The organism is Halomonas sp. BN3-1 (assembly GCF_003056325.1).
GTDB lineage: Bacteria > Pseudomonadota > Gammaproteobacteria > Pseudomonadales > Halomonadaceae > Halomonas > Halomonas litopenaei.
Map to the genome: position 1 here is coordinate 158,289 of NZ_PYVV01000002.1, position 20,056 is coordinate 178,344.

Consider the following 20,056-nt stretch of genomic DNA (forward strand, 5'->3'; position numbering starts at 1 on the left):
CCTGCCGATCGGCAGGGGCTTTTGCGTGAGGGTGGCTGTCGATCCGAGGCGCTCGCTGCTGCGCGGCGCTCGAAGCGGCCTCAGGACTCGACGATGGTGTAGGAATGGGTGACCTCGACGCCGCCCTTGGCCAGCATGATGGAGGCGCTGCAGTACTTGTCGGCGGACAGTTCCACCGCGCGCTGGACCTGCTTTTCCTTGAGCCCCTTGCCGGTGACGGTGAAGTGCACGTGGATCTTGGTAAACACCGACGGCACGCTGTCGGCGCGTTCGGCCTCGATGTCGGCGACGCAGTCTTCCACCGGGGCGCGGGACTTCTCGAGGATTTCCAGCACGTCGAAGGAGGTGCAGGCGCCCATGCCCATCAGCAGCATCTCCATCGGGCGCGGCCCGGTGTTGCGGCCACCGTGATCGGGGGGGCCGTCGATGACCACGGCGTGGCCACTACCGGATTCGGCCACGAACTGACGGCCGTCGGTCCATTTGACGCTGGCTTTCATGGGGATTCCTTCTTTTTCTGCGATAGTGATGTCGATGTTTTTTGATGCGGTCTGCAGGACGCGGTCTGCAAGATGCGGCCGGGCTCGATCAGCGTTCGCCGGGAGCGCTGCCGAGTCGGCGATTCAACGCCTCGAGGCGCTCGGGCGTACCCACGTCGACCCAGTCTCCCCGATGGTGGGTGCCGGCGACGAGGTCGCGGGCCATGGCCTCGCGAAGCAGTGGAGCGACAGGATAGCAGGGAGCGGGCAGGTCGTTCACCAGACGCGGGTCGATCAGCGCTATCCCCGAGTAGGTCAACTTTGGCGAGCCGTCGCTCGAAACTCTGCCGCCGGCCGCCAGGTGGAAGTCGCCGTCCGGGTTGTGGTCGGGGTTGTCGACCAGCACCAGATGGGCCAGATCGCCCTCCAGAGAGGGCAGGGCGCTGGGGTCGATGTCGCAGAAGGCATCGGCGCTGACCAGCACGAAGGGCTCCTCGCCGAGCAGTGGGCGAGCCTTGGCGATACCGCCGGCGGTCTCCAGCGGCTCGTCCTCGCGACTGTAGGCAATCGATACCCCGTAGCGTTCACCGTCGCCCAGGGTCTCGATAATCTGGTCGGCACGGTAGCTGACGTTGATCACCACCTGTTCGATACCGCAGCCGGCCAGGCGCCTGAGGTGGTGGCCAATCAGCGGTTCGCCGGCCACCGGCAACAGGGGTTTGGGGCAGTGGTCGGTCAGCGGACGCATGCGTTTGCCGAGACCGGCGGCCAGGATCATGGCTTTCATGGGCGCACCTCTGCGACACGGGCTTCGATCAGCGGGCGCAGGCTGTCTTCGACCCAGGCGCTGAAGTCGGCGTGTCCCGCGAGGCCCTCCAGCCCCTCGAGGCTGTCCTGAAGATGGGCAAGAAAGTGAGGTAGACGCGCCAGGTAGCCGTCGCGCTGGTCGCGCAGGGTCAGGCGACAGAAGATGCCGAGCACCTTGAGCGCACGCTGGGCAGCCATGGCATTGACCCAGCGCAGGAAACTGTCGCTATCCACCGAGTCGGACAGGCGCCCGTCGGCTATCGCGCGCTGGTGGAAAGCCTCGCTCCAGGCCGCCCGGGTGGCCGCATCGAAGCGCCGATAGCGCCCGTGCATCAGCGAGATCAGGTCATAGGTGATGGGGCCTGCCAGGGCGTCCTGGAAGTCGATCAACCACAGTTCGGCGGCGTGACGCATCAGGTTCATGGCGTCGAAGTCGCGGTGCACGGTGACCACCGGCTGGGCCAGCGCCTGTTCGATCAGCGCCTGGCGCAGCGCTGGCCAGCCGGGAGGCTGGCCATCCAACTCCAGCCACTGGCCGAGGCACCAGTCGGGGAACAGGTCCAGTTCCCGGGCCAGCGTTTCGGCGTCGTAGGGCGGCAGGCTATCGCTCGGAGCCTTCCGCTGAAGCTCCTCGAGCAGCGAGATGGCGGCGTCGAAATGGGCGTGGGTGGTGGCCTCGTCGGCACCGTCGAGGGCCAGGTGCAGCGGCTCGTCGCCGAGGTCCTCAAGCTCCACGAAGCCCTGGTCGGCGTCCACGGCATAGACCCGGGGTACCGGCAGGCTGGCTGCGTGCCAGTCACGGGCGATGGCGACGAAGGGGCCGACGTCCTCCTGGGGGGGCGGGGCGTCCATCAGCATGCGGGTCTCCCCACTTTCCAGGGTGAGGCGGTAGTAACGCCTGAAGCTGGCGTCGCCGGCGGCCAGCACGAGATCGCTCGAGCCCTCGATGGACGGGTGCTGTGCCTGTGCCCAAAGGCGCAGTTGCTCGAGTCGGCGGGGGCTTTCAGCCTGGGACATCGGGGGGAAAACTCCTGGTGGCGGCAGGGCGAAGGATGCCAATGTCGGTTGACGCTCCGTTGGCCTCACCGCATGCTGTGCATGGATCAAGGGCGGCCGTGGCGCGAATCTCGTTGGAACAGATCGGCGTTACAGGTCGGCCGCGGCCTGTATAATACCGATTCACCCCGTCGAGGACAGCGTGCAACATGGCCAAGCGATACGCATGGACGGCCCTGGCGGGCCTCGCCACCACCAGTCTGGTGTCGTCCCCCCTGTGGGCGGCCCCACCTGAACCCCTGCCGGCAAGCCAGATGGATTGGCAGCCCTGGGGCGATGACCGTCCCGCCGGGACGGTGTGCCGAGGCTACTACGTTCAGCCCGAATACCGCCTTCCTGCGCCGGCCATCGATGGCCAGGTCAACAGCGAATCCAACACCGCCAACTACGGCACCGATGGTGACACCGTGCTCGACGGTGAAGTGGTGCTGCGCAAGGGCGATACCCAGCTCGAAGCAACCCGGGTGCAGGTGCCACCGGAGCGTGACCTGGCCAACGCCAGTGGTCCCCTGACCCTGCGCGACAAGGGCCTGCTGGTACGCGGCGACAGCGCCGAGGTTTCCCTGAACAGTGACCAGGCCACCATCGATTCGGCCCACTACGTGGCCCACGAGTCGCGCCTGCGCGGCGACGCCATCCAGCTCGAGCGAGTCAGTGACAACGTCTTCCGCCTGCGCGAGGCCAGCTTCACCACCTGTGAGCCCGGCGACAGCACCTGGCGCCTGATCGGCAACGATATTCTGCTGGATCGCAACAAAGGCTATGGTACCGCCAAGCACGCCCGTCTGGAGCTGGGCGATGTGCCGGTGTTCTACTGGCCCTGGGTGCGCTTTCCCATCGATGAACGCCGTCAGACGGGCTTCCTGTGGCCGACCATCGGCGTCTCCGACGGTGGTGTCGACTACGCACAGCCCTTCTATCTGAACCTGGCGCCCAACTATGACGCTACCATCACCCCGCGCTGGATCGACGACAGCGGGTTATTGATGGGGGCGGAGTTCCGCTATCTGTTTCCCACCGATCAGGGCACCCTGGAAGGCGCCTACATCGGCGACGACAAGTCCGCCGGGGATGACGACTCCACCACCGAACTCGAGAACGGCGACGAGCGCTGGTACTTCGACTACAGCCACTACGGGCGCTTCAGCTCGCGCGTGCCTTACCGGCTGCGCTACGGCGCCGCCAGCGACGGCCGCTACTTCGATGACTTCGGGCGTACCTTTGGTGAGACGGACACCAGCAACATGGCGCGTCTGGCCCAGATCGACTACCTCGGCGACACCTGGAACCTCCAGGCCAAGGCCCAGGGCTATCAGCTGCTGGACGATCCGGTAGACGAAGGCGACAAGCCCTTCTACCGGCTGCCAAGCCTGACCGCCAACGGCCGCTGGTCACAGGACCTCGGTTTCTATCAGGAGTGGAACTCCAACGCGACCTACTTCTGGCGGGATATCGAGGGCGACGAGAACGGCTTCTACGACTACGAGGATACCCAGCGCCGCATCCCGTTGAGGGAAGACGTCAAGGGCGCCCGCCTGGATCTGGCGCCGGCGGTGGGCTACCGCTTCGAGCCGAGCTGGGGCTTCTTCGAGCCCCGCGTGGCGCTGCAGCACACACGCTACGACCTCGACTATGACGATCGCATCACCGACAACAGCGAGAGTCCGACGCTGACCGCGCCGGTCACCACCATCGACGCCGGGCTGATCTTCGAGCGCGACTTTGCCTTTGGCGGCGACGACTGGCGCCAGACCCTCGAGCCACGCCTGAATTATGCCTACGTACCGGAACGCGACCAGAGCGACTTCCCCGACTTCGACACCGAAGAGCTGTCGTTCTCCTGGAACCAGCTGTGGTCACCGTACCGCTTCTCCGGTGGCGATCGTCTGGGTGACCTGAATCGTCTGTCCTACGGCGTGGAAAGCCGCTTCCTCGAAGACCAGAGCGGCCGCGAGCGCCTCTCCATCGGGGTCGGTCAGGCGGCCTACTTCGAGGACCGCAATATCGACATGGCCGGTGACCCCGAGACGCTGCCGGGGGATGAGACGTCATTCGACTACTACGACGCCACCCGCGATCGTTCGCCCTGGGTAACCCGCCTCAACTGGCAGATCACCGACAACTGGAGCACCCGTTGGCAGTGGCTTTACGACGACGAGGAAAGTCGCACCGAGAGCACCGGCCTTGGCGTGCAGTACCGTGCCGACGCCGGTCACGTGCTCAACCTGGGTTACCGCTGGGAGCTTGAAGGCTTCGACAACGCCGACGATGACGACGACGTTCGCAACTACAACCGCGAAGAGTACGACATGTCCTTCGCCTACAAGGCCACGGATCGTTTCGACGTCATCGGCCGGGTGCTCTACGACAACACCAACGACCGTGCCCTCGACCAGATGGCGGGTGTGCAGTGGAACGACTGCTGTTATGGTGTGCAGGTCGTGTGGCGCGAGTGGATCGAAGACGAGGACACCGCCAACAACCTCGAAGACGACACCACAGATCGCGGGCTCTTCCTGCGCTTTGTGCTCAAGGGCTTCGGTGGCTTCGGTGGCGAGGCGGACACCTACTTCCAGTCTGCGGTGCCCGGTTACCGTCCCGGCCTGAACTAAATACCCTGGCGTATCCCCAACGGCGAGCACGCGACGTGCTCGCCGCATCGAATCTGAGTGAACGAGGAAGCATGACTATGCGTAGCCGACCCCTTGCCGCCCTGGCGATGGCCGCCTGTCTGGCACTGACCACCGTGGCGGCCCACGCCCAGGACGGTTACCGCCAGCCGCTGGATCGGATCGTCGCCGTGGTCAACGAGGACGCCATCATGGCCTCCCAGCTCGATGACCGCGTAGAGCAGGCCATGGCCAGACTGCGCGCAAGCGACATGGACACTCCTCCGGAGCAGGCCCTGCGTGAGCAGATTCTGGACCGCATGATCGTCGAGGAGATCGAGGTGCAGATGGCCGAGCGCATGAACCTGAGCGTCGACGATACCGAGCTCAATCGTCAGGTGCGCGCCGTGGCCAACCAGAACGGTGTGAGCCTGGAGCAGTTCGCCGATCGGCTCGAGTCCCAGGGCATGAGCCTGTCCCAGGTGCGTGATCAGATCCGTCGCGAGATGCTGATCATGAAGGTCCAGCAGGCCCAGGTGTCCAGCCGGATCAACATCTCCGAGTCCGAGGTCGAGCGCTATCTGCAGCAGGAGGGCGTCGGCACCAGCCGCGAGGAGGCGCGCCAGGCGATCTTCCAGCGCAAGGCCGGCGATGAACTCGAGAAGTGGGTTCAGGAAATTCGCGGCGAGGCCTTCGTCGAGAAGCGCCTGAACCAGGGCTGATGTCGCAGCGGATGAAGGCACCGATCGTGGTGACCACCGGCGAACCCGCCGGTATCGGTCCAGAGCTTGCCCTGATGCTGGCTGCGCGCCACGCCACCGACTGGGTCGCCATTGGCGACCCAGAGCTGTTGAGGGCTCGCGCCCAGGCGCTCGGACTGGATGTCGAGGTGGTGATAGCGGCACCGGGCGAGGCGCACCCGGGGCCGCGCCGGCAGCGTCTGGCGGTGTGGCCGGTCGCGCTCAAGGAGGCCAGCGAGCCTGGCGTGCTGTCGACAGCCAACGCCGACTATGTGCTCGAGACTCTGGATATGGCGGTGGCCCAGTGCCTGGCCGGCAAGGCCTCGGCGATGGTCACGGCGCCGCTGCACAAGGGGGTGATCCGCGACGCGGGGCACCACCACTTCACCGGCCATACCGAGTACCTGCGCGATGCCTGCGGGGTCGAGGAGGTGGTCATGATGCTGGCCACCGACAGCGCCCTGCACGGGCGCGTCGTCTCGGCCGACGCCACCACTGATCCATTGCGTTCGATACCGCTGCGGGTGGCCCTGGCGACCACCCACCTGCCGCTGCGCGAGGTGGCCGATGCGCTGTCTCAAAAGGGGCTCGAGCGAGTGCTGCGTATACTGGCTCGGGACCTGACAGACTTCTTTGGCGTTGTCTCTCCGCGGATCGCCGTGTGCGGTCTGAACCCCCACGCCGGCGAGGATGGGCATCTCGGGCGCGAAGAGATCGAGATCATCACCCCGGTGCTCGAACGGCTACGTGAAGAAGGACTGGCCCTTGACGGGCCGCTGCCGGCGGATACCCTTTTCACCCCGCGCCATCTCGACGGCGTCGACGCGGTGCTGGCGATGTATCATGACCAGGGTCTGCCGGTGCTCAAGTACTCGGGATTCGGCCAGGCCGCCAACATCACATTAGGGCTGCCGCTGGCACGGACCTCGGTGGACCACGGCACCGCCCTGGACCTGGCCGGGCATGGCACCGCCAGTCCCGATAGCCTGGCGGTGGCGATTGCCCTCGCCGAGGATATGGGCAGCCGGGTGGCCGAGCGCTGAAGGTCCGTCACCCCAACCCTCGTTTTGCAAAGGATTCAAGCATGTCATCCCGCCCCACGGCGCACCGGGCCCGCAAGCGCTTCGGTCAGAACTTCTTGCGTGATCCCGGCGTCATCTCGCGCATCGTGCGTTCCATCGGGGCGCGCCCCGGCGACCGTATGGTCGAGATCGGCCCTGGCCAGGGGGCGCTGACCGAACCACTGCTCGATGCCACCGACGGTGATCTGGAGGTCATCGAGCTGGACCGGGACCTGATTCCGGGGCTGCGGGTGCAATTCTTCAATCACCCGAACTTCGTCATCCACGAAGGCGACGCCCTCAAGATGGACTTCGTTGCGCTACGCGGCGAGGGCCAGCCACTCCGGGTCGTCGGCAACCTTCCCTACAACATCTCGACCCCGCTGATCTCGCACTTGCTCAAGGCCGGCGACGCCATCCAGGACATGCACTTCATGCTGCAGAAGGAGGTGGTGGATCGTCTTGCGGCGCCACCGGGCGGAGGTGATCGTGGGCGGCTGTCGGTGCTGGCGCAGTACTTCTGCGACGTCGATTCGCTGTTCGTGGTACCGCCGGAGGCCTTCGTGCCGCGTCCCAAGGTGGACTCGGCCATCGTCAGGCTGACCCCGCGTGAGCGACCCCAGGGGCGGGCCAAGGACGAGACGTTGCTGTTCGACGTGGTGCGCGAGGCCTTCGGTCAGCGGCGCAAGACGCTGCGCAACAATCTCAAGGGACGCATCGACGGTGACGCCCTCGAGGCCCTCGGTATCGATCCGAGCCGGCGGCCCCAGACGCTGGAGGTGGAAGAGTTCGTGTCCATCGCCAACGCCTTGAGTGCAGAGGAGAACCCGTCATGAGCGAGATGCCCGACGTAAGGGTCGATGTGGAGCCCGCCTATCGTGAAGATGAATCTTCGCCGATGGAGAACCGCTTCGTGTTCAGCTACACGGTGACGGTGCACAATCATTCGCCGGGGAATATCCAGTTGATGGCGCGTTTCTGGAAGATCACCCAGACCAGCGGGCAGGTCCAGGAGGTTCGCGGCAAGGGGGTGGTCGGCAAGCAGCCGATGATAGGTCCCGGTCAGACCTTCCAGTACACCAGTCGTGCCATTCTCGACGGGCCGGTAGGGTTCATGGAAGGGGCCTATACCTGCGTGGACACCGCCAGCCAGCGTCCCTTCGAAGTGCCGATCACGGTGTTTCGCCTGGCCACACCCAACCAGATTCACTGATCTGGCGCATCGAACGACCTTCAAGAGCCCCGAGATCCTATGAAACGCTACGCTATCGGTGACCTTCAAGGCTGTCACGAGGAATTCATCGCCCTGCTCGAGGCGCTCGACTTCGATCCACGTCGGGATCAGTTGTGGCTGGCCGGAGATCTGGTCAACCGCGGGCCGGGGTCGCTGGCCTGCCTGCGCGAAGTGATGGCGCTGGGGGAGGCGGCCAGGGTGGTGCTAGGCAACCACGACCTGCATTTGCTGGCGGTCGCGCGAGGTGGCGCCGCGACCAAGCGCAAGGACACCATCGACGATATTCTAGAGGCCGAGGATCGCGAGACCCTGCTCGACTGGCTCCAGGCCAGGCCGCTGCTGGTGCGCGATGGCAATACCCTGATGACCCACGCCGGCCTGCCGCCCCAGTGGGGGCTGGATCAGGCCGAGTCGCTGGCCGGTGAGGTCGAGTGGATGCTGACCGGCGAGCGTGCCGGCGATTTTCTCACGCGCATGTACGGCAATCGTCCGCGCCGCTTCAAGCCGCACCAGGAAGGGGTCGACCGCCTGCGGGCCATCGTCAATACCCTGACCCGTATGCGCTTCATCGACGCCGAGGGGCGCCTGGATTTTGACGCCAAGGAAGGCCTGGACAGCGCGCCGGACGGCTTCGCTCCCTGGTTTCAGTACCCTCGCCAGGATGATCCCTGGCTGCTGTTCGGCCACTGGGCCGCGCTCAACGGCGAGGCCAGCGGCAGTCGGGTTCGCGCCGAGGCGCTGGATACCGGCTGCGTCTGGGGCGGCAGTCTGACCGCGCTGGACCTGGACAGCGGCGAGCGCATCAGCGTGCCCAGTCGGCAGTTTGCGTAACGCCGCAGGCCACTCGCCGATACCCGCTTCCCCGTGCCCGACCCTTCCCTTTATCAAGGAGTCCATATGACGTCCGCCGCCTTCGAACATCTGGATATCGAGCGCCTGAGCCAGTGGCTCGATGAGCAAGGCGAGCTGTGTCTCGTCGATATTCGCGATCCCGGCAGCTACGCCCAGGGCCACATTCCCGGCAGCCGCCATCTGGACAACCACAGCGTAGGGCCGTTGGTCGAGCAAACGCCGAAGGATAGGCCCCTGGTAGTGGTGTGCTATCACGGCCATTCCAGCCAGCAGGCGGCAAGCTGGCTCAGCGCCCAGGGCTTCGAGCGTGTCTACAGCCTCGATGGTGGTTTTTCCGAGTGGCAGCATCGCCTGCCCGAACGGGTGAGCCGGACGGCGTCATGACCCGGGATCGCGAGCAGCGCCAGGGCGACGAGCCTTGTGCGGGGCTGGAGGTCTATCGGGTGGGGGGCGCGGTACGCGACGCTCTACTTGGCTGGCCGGTGAAGGACACCGACTGGGTGGTGGTCGGCGCCACCCCCGAGGCCATGCGCCAGCGTGGTTTTCGCCCGGTGGGGCGCGACTTTCCGGTATTTCTGCACCCCGAGACCCACGAAGAGTACGCCCTGGCGCGGACCGAGCGAAAGTCCGGTCACGGCTATACCGGCTTTGTGGTGCACGCCAGCCCCGAGGTGACCCTGGAGGAAGACCTGGCCCGTCGCGATCTGACCATCAACGCCATGGCCGAGTCGCTCGACGGCGCACTGGTGGATCCCTTCGATGGCCGTCGAGACCTCGATGATCGACTGCTGCGCCACGTCAGCCCGGCCTTCGTCGAGGATCCCTTGAGGGTGCTGCGTACCGCCCGCTTTCTGGCCCGTTATGCAGGCCTTGGCTTTCGCATCGCCGAACCGACCCAGGCGCTGATGCGCCAACTGGCCGACAGCGGTGAGCTCGACCATCTGGTGGCCGAGCGGGTCTGGGTGGAGACCGAGAAAGCGCTCGGCGAGCCCGAGCCGCGGCATTACTTCGATGCCCTGGCCGCCTGCGGTGCACTTGAGCGGCTGATGCCGGCGCTGAACGAGGCGGGCGGTGATGCCCTGGAGCGCGCGCTTGTGCGGATGACGAGATTGCCCGAGGCGTTGTCCGGTTCGCCCTGTTGGCGCTGGGGGCGCCTGGTGGAGGCGCTGAGTGCGCCCGCACGCAAGGCCCTGGAGGAACGCCTCAAGCTACCCAACGACTATCGTGACGCCGGGCATCAGTTGGCGTCGACCCGGCAGCTGGCGTCGTCGCTTGCTCAGGACGGTGATCGCTCGGCGCCGTCGATCGCCATGGACTGGCTCGATGGCATCGACGCCTGGCGCCGCGGTGAGCGGGTGGCGCCGCTGCTGGCGGTGCTGGCACTTAGGCGTCCCGGGGACGCCGAGCGCTTGGCGCTGGGCTATCGTACGGCGCTGGCGCTCTCGCCCAGAGACCTGCTCGATGAGGGCTTCAAGGGTGCGGCGCTGGGTCAGGAGTTACGACACAGGCGGCTTGCCGTCCTGGAAGACGCCTGGCGCTAGCGGGCTTGCGCTGCTATTTCTCAAATGCCCCCTCGAGTGCCGCGCGTGAAGGCAGCGCCCGATCCCCCCAGTGGAACTCGATGGGCCACAACGGCTGGTCGTCCGCGTCGAAGGCCTGCCAGATCTCCTGATAGCAGCGCCCGTCGAGGGGGTGGCGGTGCTCCGGCAGCAGCTCGGCCATGGGCCAGAGCACGAAGGCGTGGTGCAGGATTTCGCCTCGCGGCAGGCTGACGCCGTCGATGTCGCCTACCTGCTCGCCGACGGTGAGGATGTCCACGTCGAGGATGCGAGGGCTGAACTTGGGGCTGTCCTTGCGTCGACCATTGGCGGCCTCGAGCCGTTTGCACCAGGCCTGCAGTTCGCCAACGGACCAGTCGCTGTAGAGGGCGACCACCAGGTTGTAGAAGTTGCGACCGTCTTCGAAGCCGACCGGCTTGCTTTCGTAGACCCGCGAGATGGCAAGCTCGCCAAAGGTCTCCGACAGGGCGTCCAGGCAGACGCGAATATGCTGGTCGCGCTCGATATTGCTGCCAAGACTCAGGGTTACCAGCGCCATCAGTGGCCCCCGGGGCGCTGACCGCGCTCGATGCTGACGCCTACGGCGCGGGCGTTGGCCACCGCCCCGGGCTTGCGCAGGGTCATCTTCAGCCAGGGCACGCCGAACTCCTCCTGCAATAGTTCCGCCAGCCGCTCGGCGAAGGTTTCCACCAACTCGAAGCTGTGTTCTTCGGCGAAGACCCCGATGCGACGGCTGATGGCGTCATAGTCGAGGGTCTGGCTCAGGTCATCGTCTTGCGCTGCAGCGCGGATGTCGGTGGCCAGCACCAGGTCCAGCGTCAGGCGCTGGGTGATGCTGCGCTCCCAGTCATAGACGCCGATGACGGTATCCAGTTCAAGGCCTTCGATCAGTACCTGATCCATCGGTGATCCCCGGTGATTGTCCTCCCGGCCGCTAAGCAAGAACCGGGAAAAGCAGGTGTGACAAGGCGCCCGATTGTACTTGAGCCGCCCCCCGGGAAACAGGCCGCGGGTGACTCGCGAGTGCTCGTACTGGCAAACTACGACGGAATGCCCTTGAGTGTGGCATCTTTCGCCAGCACCGGTTGCGTCGGGTCAGGAGTCGCCATGGGTTCATCGTTGGAAGTGATACTGCCCTTGACCGCTCTTGCCTACCTGAGCGGCACCTGGCTGGGCGCCATCAGCGTCTGCCGCTGGGCCGGGCGCCCGGATCCGCGGCTCAGCGGCTCCTGCAATCCTGGCTTCTCCAATGTGCTTCGCCAGCACGGCGTGCCGCTGGCGCTGGCGACGCTGGCGATCGACGCCCTGAAAAGCTGGCCGGTGCTGCTGCTCGGCCTGTGGCTCGAACTGCCGCCCTGGGGGCTAGGCCTGGTAGGGCTCGGTGTGCTGCTGGGCCACTGCTACCCGGCGTGGTATCGCTTCCGTGGTGGCAAGGCGGTGGCCAGCGCCTTCGGCGTGATGCTGTTGTTGACCCCTGGGGTAGCCCTGGTCAGCGCCGTGATCTGGGCGCTGCTTGCCTGGTGGGCGCACACCGCGGCGGTGGCCTCATTGACCAGCGCCACCCTGGCCCCGCTGCTGAGCCTGTGGCTGGCGCCGGACTTTGTCTGGGTAGTGCTGGTATTCGCCGGTCTTGTGGTGGCCCGCCACGCCATCAATATCGGCCGGTTGCGCCAGGGCAAGGAGCCCCACCTGTAAAGCGACCGGCTCGATGGGGCAGGCAGGGCTCCTGGGCGTATAGAGAGCGCAATCATGGCCCTTTCTTCTTGCTAGTCGACTACGGCGCGCTGAGTTGATCCATCGGCCAGCGCGGCACCGCCTTCATCTGACCCACGGTATCGCGTTCTCCCGCCAGCAGGCGCTGAGCACCGGCATAAGCGATCATGGCCCCGTTGTCGGTGCAGAAGCGGCCGCGAGGGTAGTAGGCGCGAGCCCCCTGTTTTCGCGTCGCTTCTTCCAGCTTGGCGCGCAGGCGCACATTGGCACTGACACCGCCGGCCACCACCAGGCGGGTGAGCCCGGTCTGCTTGAGGGCCCGACGGCACTTGATCGCCAGGGTGTCGGCGACGGCTTCCTCGAAGGCCCTGGCGACGTCGGCGCGGGCCTGGTCGTCGAGCTGGCCAGCCTGTTCTAACTGACGAATGGCGGTCAGGGTGTGGGTCTTGAGCCCCGAAAAGCTGAAGTCGAGACCCGGGCGATCGGTCATCGGCCGGGGGAAGCGGAAGCGGCCCGGGTCGCCGCCCTCGGCCAGGGCAGCTACCCGCGGGCCGCCGGGGTAATCGAGGTCCAGCATCTTGGCAGCTTTGTCGAAGGCTTCGCCGGCGGCATCGTCCACCGATTCGCCCAGCAGTTGATAGCACCCGATGCCGTCAACCTGGACCAGCTGGGTGTGGCCGCCCGAGACCAGCAATGCCACGAAGGGAAAGGCCGGAGGCTCGTCCTCGAGCATGGGAGCGAGCAGGTGTCCTTCCATATGGTGAACGCCGAGCACCGGAATGCCGAGTGCGCGGGCCATGCCGTGGGCGGTGCTGGCGCCGACCATCAGCGCGCCGACCAGCCCGGGGCCTGCCGTGTAGGCGATGGCGTCCAGCTGGGTGCGTTCGAGCTGTGCTCCAGAGAGCACCTGGTCGATCAGCGGCAGCAGGCGCCGGGTATGGTCGCGAGAGGCGAGTTCCGGCACCACACCGCCGTAGTCCGCGTGCATCGCCACCTGGCTATGCAACGCATCGGCCAGCAAGCCGCGGTCGGTGTCGTAAAGGGCGACGCCGGTCTCGTCGCAGGAGGTTTCGATGCCTAGTACGCGCATGGATCGGGCTCGGGAAACGGTGAAAGGGGGGAGTATTCTACGCCGATTTGGCTTCCGCTGCATAAGCGACGGGCTCCCTTTCGGCGGCCGCGGCGCGCCTTGTGGCAGGCAAGCAGCGCTGGTGGCGGGTGCAGATTGAAGGGTGAGCGAGACGAAAGCATTTGCAAGAAAGCGGGATGGTCACTAAAATACTGTCCGCTGCAAGACTGGGTCGTGCATCCAGGGCTCGCTTCCCCCGTCTCTGTTCCGTTTCAGGTCATGCCCGCAGGGTTCCTGCGCTGAGCTGTTGTCAGCTCAAGGGTTGGCCGGACAAGGAGTGGTGCGGGGTATTGGCCTTGAAGGTGTGCGTACAAACCGAACTCAAGTTACCCAAGGTAGGTGAGTGCTTAATGCCTTCTGTCAAAGTACGTGATAACGAGCCGTTTGACGTCGCTCTGCGTCGCTTCAAGCGTTCCTGTGAAAAAGCCGGCGTTCTGTCCGAGGTTCGTCGTCGTGAGCAGTACGAGAAGCCGACTGCCGAGCGCAAGCGCAAGGCTGCTGCCGCTGTCAAGCGTCACGCCAAGAAGCTCCAGCGCGAGCGCAAGCGTTTCGAACGGCTCTATTGATCCGTACTTGAGTCGAGCGCGGTCCGCCGCCCTCGGTTCAGGAGGACGCCAAGCGGCCGCCATTGAGGTGGCCGCTTGTTTTTCTGACGTTTGTCGCCGACTCCCGCTTCGCTTCTCTTGCTCCTGCTAGTGCATTGTCTAGCGCGTTTCAGTCTAGACTAGCGCGCTTCAGTCGAGAGAGCTCCTGTCGAGCAGAATATGGCCGGTCAGATTCCCCAGCGTTTCATCGATGATCTCCTTGCCCGCGTCGACGTGGTCGAAGTGGTGGGAGAGCGCGTCAAGCTGAAAAAGGCCGGGCGCAACCATTCCGGTCTGTGCCCCTTCCACCAGGAAAAGAGCCCGTCTTTCACGGTCAGTGCGGACAAGCAGTTCTATCACTGCTTCGGCTGCGGCGCCCACGGCAACGCCCTGCGCTTTCTGATGGAGTACGACAAGCTGCGGTTTCCCGAAGCGGTGGAGCAGCTGGCCTCGCGGATGGGAATGGAAGTGCCGAGGGAAGGGGCGGACGACCCTCGCGCCCAGGCCCGCGAGAAGAAGCGCAAGGAAGGCGTCAACCTGCTGGAAATGTCGGCCAGCTATTTTCGCGAGCGGCTCAAGATGCCAGAAGGCAAGGCGGCGCGCGAATACCTCGAGGGTCGAGGGCTGTCCGATGAGGTGCGCGAGACCTTCGGCATCGGCTACGCGCCGGCCCAGTGGGAGGCGCTGAAGCGACACCTGGGCAGCCAGGGCGTCGATGAGTCGGTGCAGATCGAGTACGGCCTGCTGGTGCATCACGAGGACAGTGGCCGCAGCTACGACCGCTTCCGCGATCGGGTGGTCTTTCCGATCCGCGACATTCGCGGCAGGACGCTTGGCTTCGGCGGCCGAGTGATGGGCGACGCCAAGCCCAAGTACCTGAACTCTCCAGAGACGCCGGTGTTCCACAAGGGGCGCGAGCTCTACGGCCTCTATGAGGCACGTCAGGCCAATCATCGCCTGGAACGCCTGCTGATCGTCGAGGGCTACATGGACGTGGTGGCGCTGGCCCAGTTCGGCATCCGCAACGCGGTGGCGACGCTTGGCACCGCCACCACCGCCGATCACCTGCGTCGGCTGTTCCGTCTGGTCAGCGAAGTAGTGTTCTGCTTCGACGGCGACAAGGCGGGACGTCAGGCGGCGGCGCGGGCGCTGGAAACGGTGCTGCCGGAGATGATCGATGGTCGCCAGGCACGCTTCCTGTTCCTGCCGGAGGGAGAGGATCCCGACTCCCTGGTGCGCAAGGAGGGAACCGAGGCTTTCGAGGATCGGGTGACCTGCGCAAGCCCTCTGTCGGAGTTTCTGTTCGAGCACGCCGCCCAGGGGCGCGATCTGGCCCAGCTTGAATCGCGAGAGCGCTACGCCAGTCAGGTGCTGGCTGCGATCGAGAAGCTGCCGCAGGGGGTGCTCAAGTCGCTGATGCTGACCGAGCTCTCACGTCGCACCGGGGTCGAGCAGTCGCGCTTCGAGGCGCTGCTGGCGCCGGCGCCCGAGGACAACGACTTCGCGCCGGTCGATGAGTTTTTCGAACCCGTCGTCGAGGACGGCGAGCCGGCTCCACGGCCGCGCCGTTCCGGGGGCGCCCTTGGCCTGATGGCGCGAACCCTGCAATTGCTGGTTCACGAGCCCAGGCTGGTGGAGCGCTTGCCCGAATCGCTGGACTGGTGCGGGGGGCAGGATGAGGACGCCCGGTTGTGCCGGGAGGTCATTACCTTGCTTCGTGCTGGCGGCTATTCAAGCGCTCAGGTGCTGCTGATGCACTTCCACGGTAGCGAGGACGGTGAGCGGCTGGCGGCGCTGGCGCGACGGGAGTTGTTGATCCCGGTGGCAGCCAGGGCGGCGGAGCTCGATGGTCTGGTGAGCTATTTTCAGAGAGCCAGTCAGACCCCGTCCCGGCAGGAAGAGATCGACGCCTTGCTGAGGCGGCAACAGTTCGGCGAGCGGTTGTCGAGTGAAGAACGCGGGCGCTTGATGGAGTTGCTGGCGGCGGGGCGCTAGGTCGCTTGCGGGAGGGCGCGAGCGCTGTCACGACGGCAGGTTCGGCTACCACCAATGGTAAGAACCTGTGAGCGTTCGACGACAAATATGAGGTATGGATGCGGGTAGGGTTGAATTTTGTCCTACCATCACCATCTAAGGGATACGGCGCTGACAAGTGGCGCAACCAGATAAACTAACACACCTGAGACATCGCGCAAACACTCCAGACTGGCAGAAGTGGCCCCAAAACCGCTATACTGTCCGGCTTACCGAGTTTCTCCACCTTAGCGCTTCAGGTGCTTCATTCTTCTTCGTCGAGATAGGGTTTCTATGGCTGGAAATGCGCAGCAGCAGTCACGTCTGAAGGAGTTGATCGCGCGCGGCAAGGAACAGGGCTTCCTGACCTATGCCGAGGTCAACGACCACCTTCCCGAAGATATCGCCGACCCCGACCAGGTGGAAGATATCATCGGCATGATCAATGACATGGGTATTAACGTCGTCGAGGAAGCTCCCGACGAAGATACCCTGATGATGTCGGATCACTCAACCGATGAATCCGCGGCTGAAGAGGCAGTGGCGGCCCTGGCCGCGGTGGAAAGCGATGTCGGTCGCACCACGGACCCGGTGCGCATGTACATGCGCGAGATGGGCACCGTCGAGCTGTTGACTCGTGAAGGCGAGATCGAGATCGCCAAGCGCATCGAAGAAGGCACCCGTGAAGTCATGTCGGCGCTGGCCTATGTGCCGGGTGCCGTCGAGTCGATCCTCGATGCCTACGATGCCACCCAGGACGAGGAAGCGCCGGGACGTCTCTCTGATCTGTTTTCCGGCTTCATCGACCCCGACGAAGGCATCCCCGGCGTGGCCGAGGCAGAAGTGCCCGAGGTAGACGAGCAGGCTGCCAGCGACGACGACGAAGACGGCGAGGAAGAAGAGGACGACTCCGGTGGTGGCCCGGATCCGGAAGAGGCCCGTGCGCGTTTCGGGCAGATTCGCGAGCAGAGCCAGGCCGCCAACGCCGCCATCGAGACCCACGGTCGTCAGTCCCGTGAGGCTCAGGAAGAGCTGGCACGTCTGGCCGAGCTGTTCTCTCCGATCAAGCTGGTGCCCAAGCATTTCGAACGTCTGGTCGGACAGGTCCGCATCAGCGTCGAGCAGGTGCGTGCCCAGGAAAAGACGGTGATGCAGCTCCTGGTTAAGCAGGCCAAGGTGCCGCGCAAGGCCTTTATCAAGGCCTTCCCGAGCAACGAGTCCCGGCTCGACTGGCTCGACGACTTCATGGCCGACAACGCCCGCTACGCCGATCGTCTCGCGCCGCTCAAGGCCGATGTTCAGCGTGCCCAGCGCAAGATCGCCTTTGAGGAGGAGATGATCCAGCTGCCGGTGAGTGAGGTGAAGGAGGTCAATCGTCGCCTGTCCATCGGTGAGGCCAAGGCTCGCCGTGCCAAGAAGGAGATGGTCGAGGCCAACCTGCGTCTGGTCATCTCCATCGCCAAGAAGTACACCAATCGCGGCCTGCAGTTCCTCGACCTGATCCAGGAAGGCAACATCGGCCTGATGAAGGCGGTGGACAAGTTCGAATATCGTCGCGGCTACAAGTTCTCGACCTACGCCACCTGGTGGATTCGTCAGGCGATCACGCGTTCCATCGCCGACCAGGCGCGCACCATCCGTATTCCGGTGCACATGATCGAGACCATCAACAAGCTCAACCGCGTTTCGCGGCAGATGCTGCAGGAGATGGGTCGCGAGCCGACGCCTGAAGAACTGGGCGAGCGTCTCGAGATGCCGGAAGACAAGGTGCGCAAGGTGCTCAAGATCGCCAAGGAGCCGATCTCCATGGAGACGCCGATCGGTGACGACGACGATTCGCACCTGGGTGACTTCATCGAAGACTCCACCATGGTGCTGCCGATCGACTCGGCCACCGGCGAGGGTCTCGTCGAAGCCACGCGCAACGTGCTCGGTGGCCTGACCGCCCGCGAAGCCAAGGTGCTGCGGATGCGCTTCGGTATCGACATGAACACCGACCACACCCTTGAGGAGGTCGGCAAGCAGTTTGACGTGACCCGCGAGCGTATCCGTCAGATCGAGGCCAAGGCGCTGCGCAAGTTGCGCCATCCGACCCGCTCCGAACCGCTGCGCTCCTTCCTCGACGAGTAACGCCTGTCTCGACCGAGCAGGGCTTGTTTCGACAGCGAAGCAGTAGGGTGAGCACAGGACGCCCGTGGCGAAAGCCACGGGCGTTTTTTCATGTCATCGAATCAGGGTGAAGCGCTGCCGCAAGCGAGCGTTTCCGGCGAGCGAAGGCTGAAAGTGACAACGCCCGCGGTGATGGCCGCGGGCGTTGTCGTGTCACGACGCTGTGGTGGTCGCGAGCTATTGGCTGCTGGCCTGGCGCCGGCGGATCCACAGCACCAGTTCGACCATGGCGAACATCAGCAGGGTATAGCCGAACAGTTCCGTGACCTCTTCGGCGGCGTCCTTGAATACCCTGACGTAGCGTTCGGCGAGCAGGGCCTCCCACATCTCGCTGCGGCCGTAGAGCCGCGAGAAGGCAAAGGTGCAGAGGAAGCCTGCGGCAAACAGGCCAAACGCGAAGCTTTCGACGAACTCCTCGAACTCGCGTACGAAGGCGTGACGCTGGCGCAGCACGCAATAGAGAATGGGCAGCAGCAGCAGGGTCACCAGGGTCTGCCAGGCGCCGTCGAAGACGTAGGCGTCGAGAAAGGCGTCCTGCTCGCGAATCAGGGCGGCGCCGAGCAGGCCGAACATCAATAGCGTCACCCGTGGCAGGCCGCCCAGCACCTGGCGGGCGTAGATCAGCAAGAGGCAGCTGATCAGCAGCCACAGTGTCTGCATGCTCTCGGTAAAGCCGACTTCGCTGAAGCGAATCTTTTCGGGCAGGCCGGTCTCCCACAGCACGCCCTGCATCATCGCGCCGATGATCAGGATATAGAGCAAGGCTCTGGCGCAGGTCGCGCGAAAGCTGATGGCAGGCGTGATGGAAGGGGGGGTATTGAGCATCCCTCTCAATCTCCAGAAAAGGGGTGTATCTGGGCGTGATTATACCCGTCGAGCCGGGGGAGTGTCTGGGAATCCCAAAGGATTCTTCGCCAGTCTTCGCCATATGCTTATACAGCATAGGCAAGGCGCAAGACAGGTGCCCGATGACCTGGCCTGGGCCGCTCGTTCAGGCACGGGGGTTAGTGGTTTGTGCTGCGGCTGGCCTCCTCCACCAGCCAGTCGTGCACGGCCTTGACCCGGCGATCGTCGGTGGCGCCTGCCGCGTGGACGATGCCGTACTGCTTGCCACTGTCGACGCGGGCACGGAAGGGGGCGATCAGGGCGCCGCTCTTCAACTCGCTGGTGATCAGTGTTTCCCGGGCGATCGCCACGCCCATGCCGGCGATGGCGGCCTCCATGGTGAGGTGATTGCGGTTGAAGGTGTAGCCACGCTCCAGATTGATCGAAGGGGCGCCGATGGCGGACAGGTAGTGGCGCCACTCGCCATACTCCTGGCTGCCGCGCCAGGCGGTGATGTCATGCAGCAGCGGGTACCAGGCCAGGTCTTCGGGACGTCTGAGTGGTGGGCGGCCCTTCAGCAGGCCGGGTGAACAGACCGGGAAGATGCGTTCCTGCATCAGCGGGGTGATGGCAAGTCCCGGATAGTGGCCGTCGTTGAGGTCGAGCGCGAGGTCAAAGTCGCCGTCACGCAACGAGATGTTGCTGTCCTCGGCGGTGATATGCAGTTCGATATCGGGAAACCTGGCCTGCAGACGCGGCAGGCGGGGCATCAGCCACTTGTTGAGGAAGGAGGGCACCGAGCGCAGGCGGATGACCCCGCTCATTACCCCGCTGCGCAGGCGACTCACCTCGAGTCCCACCGCCTGGTAGGCGTCGTCCACCACGGCGGCCAGGCGCTTGCCTTCTTCGGTCAGTTCCAGGCGACGGGGCAGGCGTCGGAACAGCTTGAAGCCCAGCCGGTCCTCCAGTTGCTTGATCTGCTGGCTGACGGCGCCGGTGGTGACGTGCAGTTCCTCCGCCGCTCGGGTGAAGGACAGGTGGCGGGCGCTGACGGCGAACCCCTTCAGCCAGGCGTGGGTCTGGGCGTTGAGCAGTCGACTCATTGCGATGTGTTCCGACAAGAGGTCATGGTCTGGCCGTGGTATGGCGGTGGTTTAGGTATGGTTTAGCTGAGCTATAGTGAAGGCAAGATATTCTGCCTTGTCCATCGAAGCGATGGCAGCCAG

At 64.9% G+C, this 20,056-nt stretch carries 20 protein-coding genes; 12 read left to right on the plus strand and 8 right to left on the minus strand.

Translation table 11 applies throughout. The annotated features are described in order from the left end of the window. Positions 1-80: 80 nt before the first annotated feature. The 3 genes from C9F12_RS04115 to C9F12_RS04125 form a co-directional block, all read right to left on the minus strand. On the minus strand, positions 81-500 hold the full coding sequence (locus tag C9F12_RS04115) for an OsmC family protein (protein ID WP_108131335.1): 420 nt from the start codon (positions 498-500) through the stop codon (positions 81-83). A gap of 88 nt (positions 501-588) precedes the next feature. Further along, entirely contained in the window at positions 589-1,266 is a 678-nt protein-coding gene (murU, locus tag C9F12_RS04120) for an N-acetylmuramate alpha-1-phosphate uridylyltransferase MurU (protein ID WP_108448065.1), read from the minus strand. Next, positions 1,263-2,303, minus strand: a complete 1,041-nt coding sequence (locus C9F12_RS04125) for a phosphotransferase (RefSeq protein ID WP_108448066.1) — start codon at positions 2,301-2,303, stop codon at positions 1,263-1,265. The genes murU and C9F12_RS04125 overlap by 4 nt, the downstream gene beginning before the upstream one ends. 188 nt (positions 2,304-2,491) lie before the next feature. On the opposite strand from C9F12_RS04125, the gene C9F12_RS04130 reads away from it, so the two are divergent. The 8 genes from C9F12_RS04130 to C9F12_RS04165 all read left to right on the plus strand — a co-directional run bounded on the left by C9F12_RS04130 (position 2,492) and on the right by C9F12_RS04165 (position 10,379). Then, positions 2,492-4,954, plus strand: coding sequence for an LPS-assembly protein LptD (locus C9F12_RS04130; RefSeq protein ID WP_108448067.1), 2,463 nt, complete (start codon positions 2,492-2,494; stop codon positions 4,952-4,954). Between the two features lie 77 nt (positions 4,955-5,031). Further along, on the plus strand, positions 5,032-5,673 hold the full coding sequence (locus C9F12_RS04135) for a SurA N-terminal domain-containing protein (RefSeq protein ID WP_108448068.1): 642 nt from the start codon (positions 5,032-5,034) through the stop codon (positions 5,671-5,673). Between the two features lie 11 nt (positions 5,674-5,684). Then, positions 5,685-6,734, plus strand: a complete 1,050-nt coding sequence (gene pdxA / locus C9F12_RS04140) for a 4-hydroxythreonine-4-phosphate dehydrogenase PdxA (RefSeq protein ID WP_108448185.1) — start codon at positions 5,685-5,687, stop codon at positions 6,732-6,734. A gap of 41 nt (positions 6,735-6,775) precedes the next feature. Continuing rightward, on the plus strand, positions 6,776-7,588 hold the full coding sequence (rsmA, locus tag C9F12_RS04145; RefSeq protein ID WP_108448069.1) for a 16S rRNA (adenine(1518)-N(6)/adenine(1519)-N(6))-dimethyltransferase RsmA: 813 nt from the start codon (positions 6,776-6,778) through the stop codon (positions 7,586-7,588). Next, a complete protein-coding gene (gene apaG / locus C9F12_RS04150) occupies positions 7,585-7,965 on the plus strand; it encodes a Co2+/Mg2+ efflux protein ApaG (RefSeq protein ID WP_045991851.1) in 381 nt (126 codons plus the stop codon). The genes rsmA and apaG overlap by 4 nt, the downstream gene beginning before the upstream one ends. Before the next feature lie 39 nt (positions 7,966-8,004). Further along, positions 8,005-8,817, plus strand: a complete 813-nt coding sequence (locus C9F12_RS04155; RefSeq protein WP_108448070.1) for a symmetrical bis(5'-nucleosyl)-tetraphosphatase — start codon at positions 8,005-8,007, stop codon at positions 8,815-8,817. Positions 8,818-8,883: 66 nt separating this feature from the next. Beyond that, the gene (gene glpE / locus C9F12_RS04160; RefSeq protein ID WP_108448071.1) at positions 8,884-9,222 is read left to right on the plus strand and encodes a thiosulfate sulfurtransferase GlpE; all 339 of its coding nucleotides are present in this window, start codon (positions 8,884-8,886) and stop codon (positions 9,220-9,222) included. Then, a complete protein-coding gene (locus C9F12_RS04165; protein WP_108448072.1) occupies positions 9,219-10,379 on the plus strand; it encodes a polynucleotide adenylyltransferase in 1,161 nt (386 codons plus the stop codon). Before glpE ends, C9F12_RS04165 begins: the two co-directional genes overlap by 4 nt. 13 nt (positions 10,380-10,392) lie before the next feature. Here C9F12_RS04165 and folK read toward each other — a convergent pair whose 3' ends face one another. Both folK and folB read right to left on the minus strand, forming a co-directional pair. Then, the gene (gene folK, locus C9F12_RS04170) at positions 10,393-10,935 is read right to left on the minus strand and encodes a 2-amino-4-hydroxy-6-hydroxymethyldihydropteridine diphosphokinase (RefSeq protein WP_108448073.1); all 543 of its coding nucleotides are present in this window, start codon (positions 10,933-10,935) and stop codon (positions 10,393-10,395) included. Beyond that, positions 10,935-11,300: a dihydroneopterin aldolase gene (folB, locus tag C9F12_RS04175; protein ID WP_045991856.1), complete on the minus strand. Its 366-nt coding sequence runs from the start codon at positions 11,298-11,300 to the stop codon at positions 10,935-10,937. The genes folK and folB overlap by 1 nt, the downstream gene beginning before the upstream one ends. A 204-nt stretch (positions 11,301-11,504) precedes the next feature. Between folB and C9F12_RS04180 the strand changes: the two genes are divergently transcribed. Beyond that, on the plus strand, positions 11,505-12,092 hold the full coding sequence (locus tag C9F12_RS04180) for a glycerol-3-phosphate acyltransferase (RefSeq protein ID WP_045991857.1): 588 nt from the start codon (positions 11,505-11,507) through the stop codon (positions 12,090-12,092). A 79-nt stretch (positions 12,093-12,171) separates the two neighbouring features. Here C9F12_RS04180 and tsaD read toward each other — a convergent pair whose 3' ends face one another. Then, positions 12,172-13,200 carry a tRNA (adenosine(37)-N6)-threonylcarbamoyltransferase complex transferase subunit TsaD gene (tsaD, locus tag C9F12_RS04185; protein ID WP_108448074.1) on the minus strand — a complete coding sequence of 343 codons (1,029 nt, stop codon included), beginning with the start codon at positions 13,198-13,200 and terminating at the stop codon, positions 12,172-12,174. A gap of 389 nt (positions 13,201-13,589) precedes the next feature. Here tsaD and rpsU point away from each other — a divergent pair, with 389 nt between their 5' ends. The 3 genes from rpsU (at position 13,590) to rpoD (ending at position 17,966) form a co-directional block, all read left to right on the plus strand. Next, positions 13,590-13,805, plus strand: a complete 216-nt coding sequence (rpsU, locus tag C9F12_RS04190; RefSeq protein WP_013333229.1) for a 30S ribosomal protein S21 — start codon at positions 13,590-13,592, stop codon at positions 13,803-13,805. Between the two features lie 198 nt (positions 13,806-14,003). Next, entirely contained in the window at positions 14,004-15,818 is a 1,815-nt protein-coding gene (dnaG, locus tag C9F12_RS04195) for a DNA primase (RefSeq protein ID WP_108448075.1), read from the plus strand. Positions 15,819-16,130: 312 nt separating this feature from the next. Next, the gene (rpoD, locus tag C9F12_RS04200; RefSeq protein WP_108131339.1) at positions 16,131-17,966 is read left to right on the plus strand and encodes an RNA polymerase sigma factor RpoD; all 1,836 of its coding nucleotides are present in this window, start codon (positions 16,131-16,133) and stop codon (positions 17,964-17,966) included. Positions 17,967-18,182: 216 nt separating this feature from the next. Here rpoD and C9F12_RS04205 read toward each other — a convergent pair whose 3' ends face one another. After that, on the minus strand, positions 18,183-18,830 hold the full coding sequence (locus C9F12_RS04205; protein WP_108448076.1) for a hypothetical protein: 648 nt from the start codon (positions 18,828-18,830) through the stop codon (positions 18,183-18,185). 179 nt (positions 18,831-19,009) lie between these two features. After that, on the minus strand, positions 19,010-19,933 hold the full coding sequence (locus C9F12_RS04210) for a LysR substrate-binding domain-containing protein (protein WP_108448077.1): 924 nt from the start codon (positions 19,931-19,933) through the stop codon (positions 19,010-19,012). Positions 19,934-20,056: the final 123 nt, after the last annotated feature.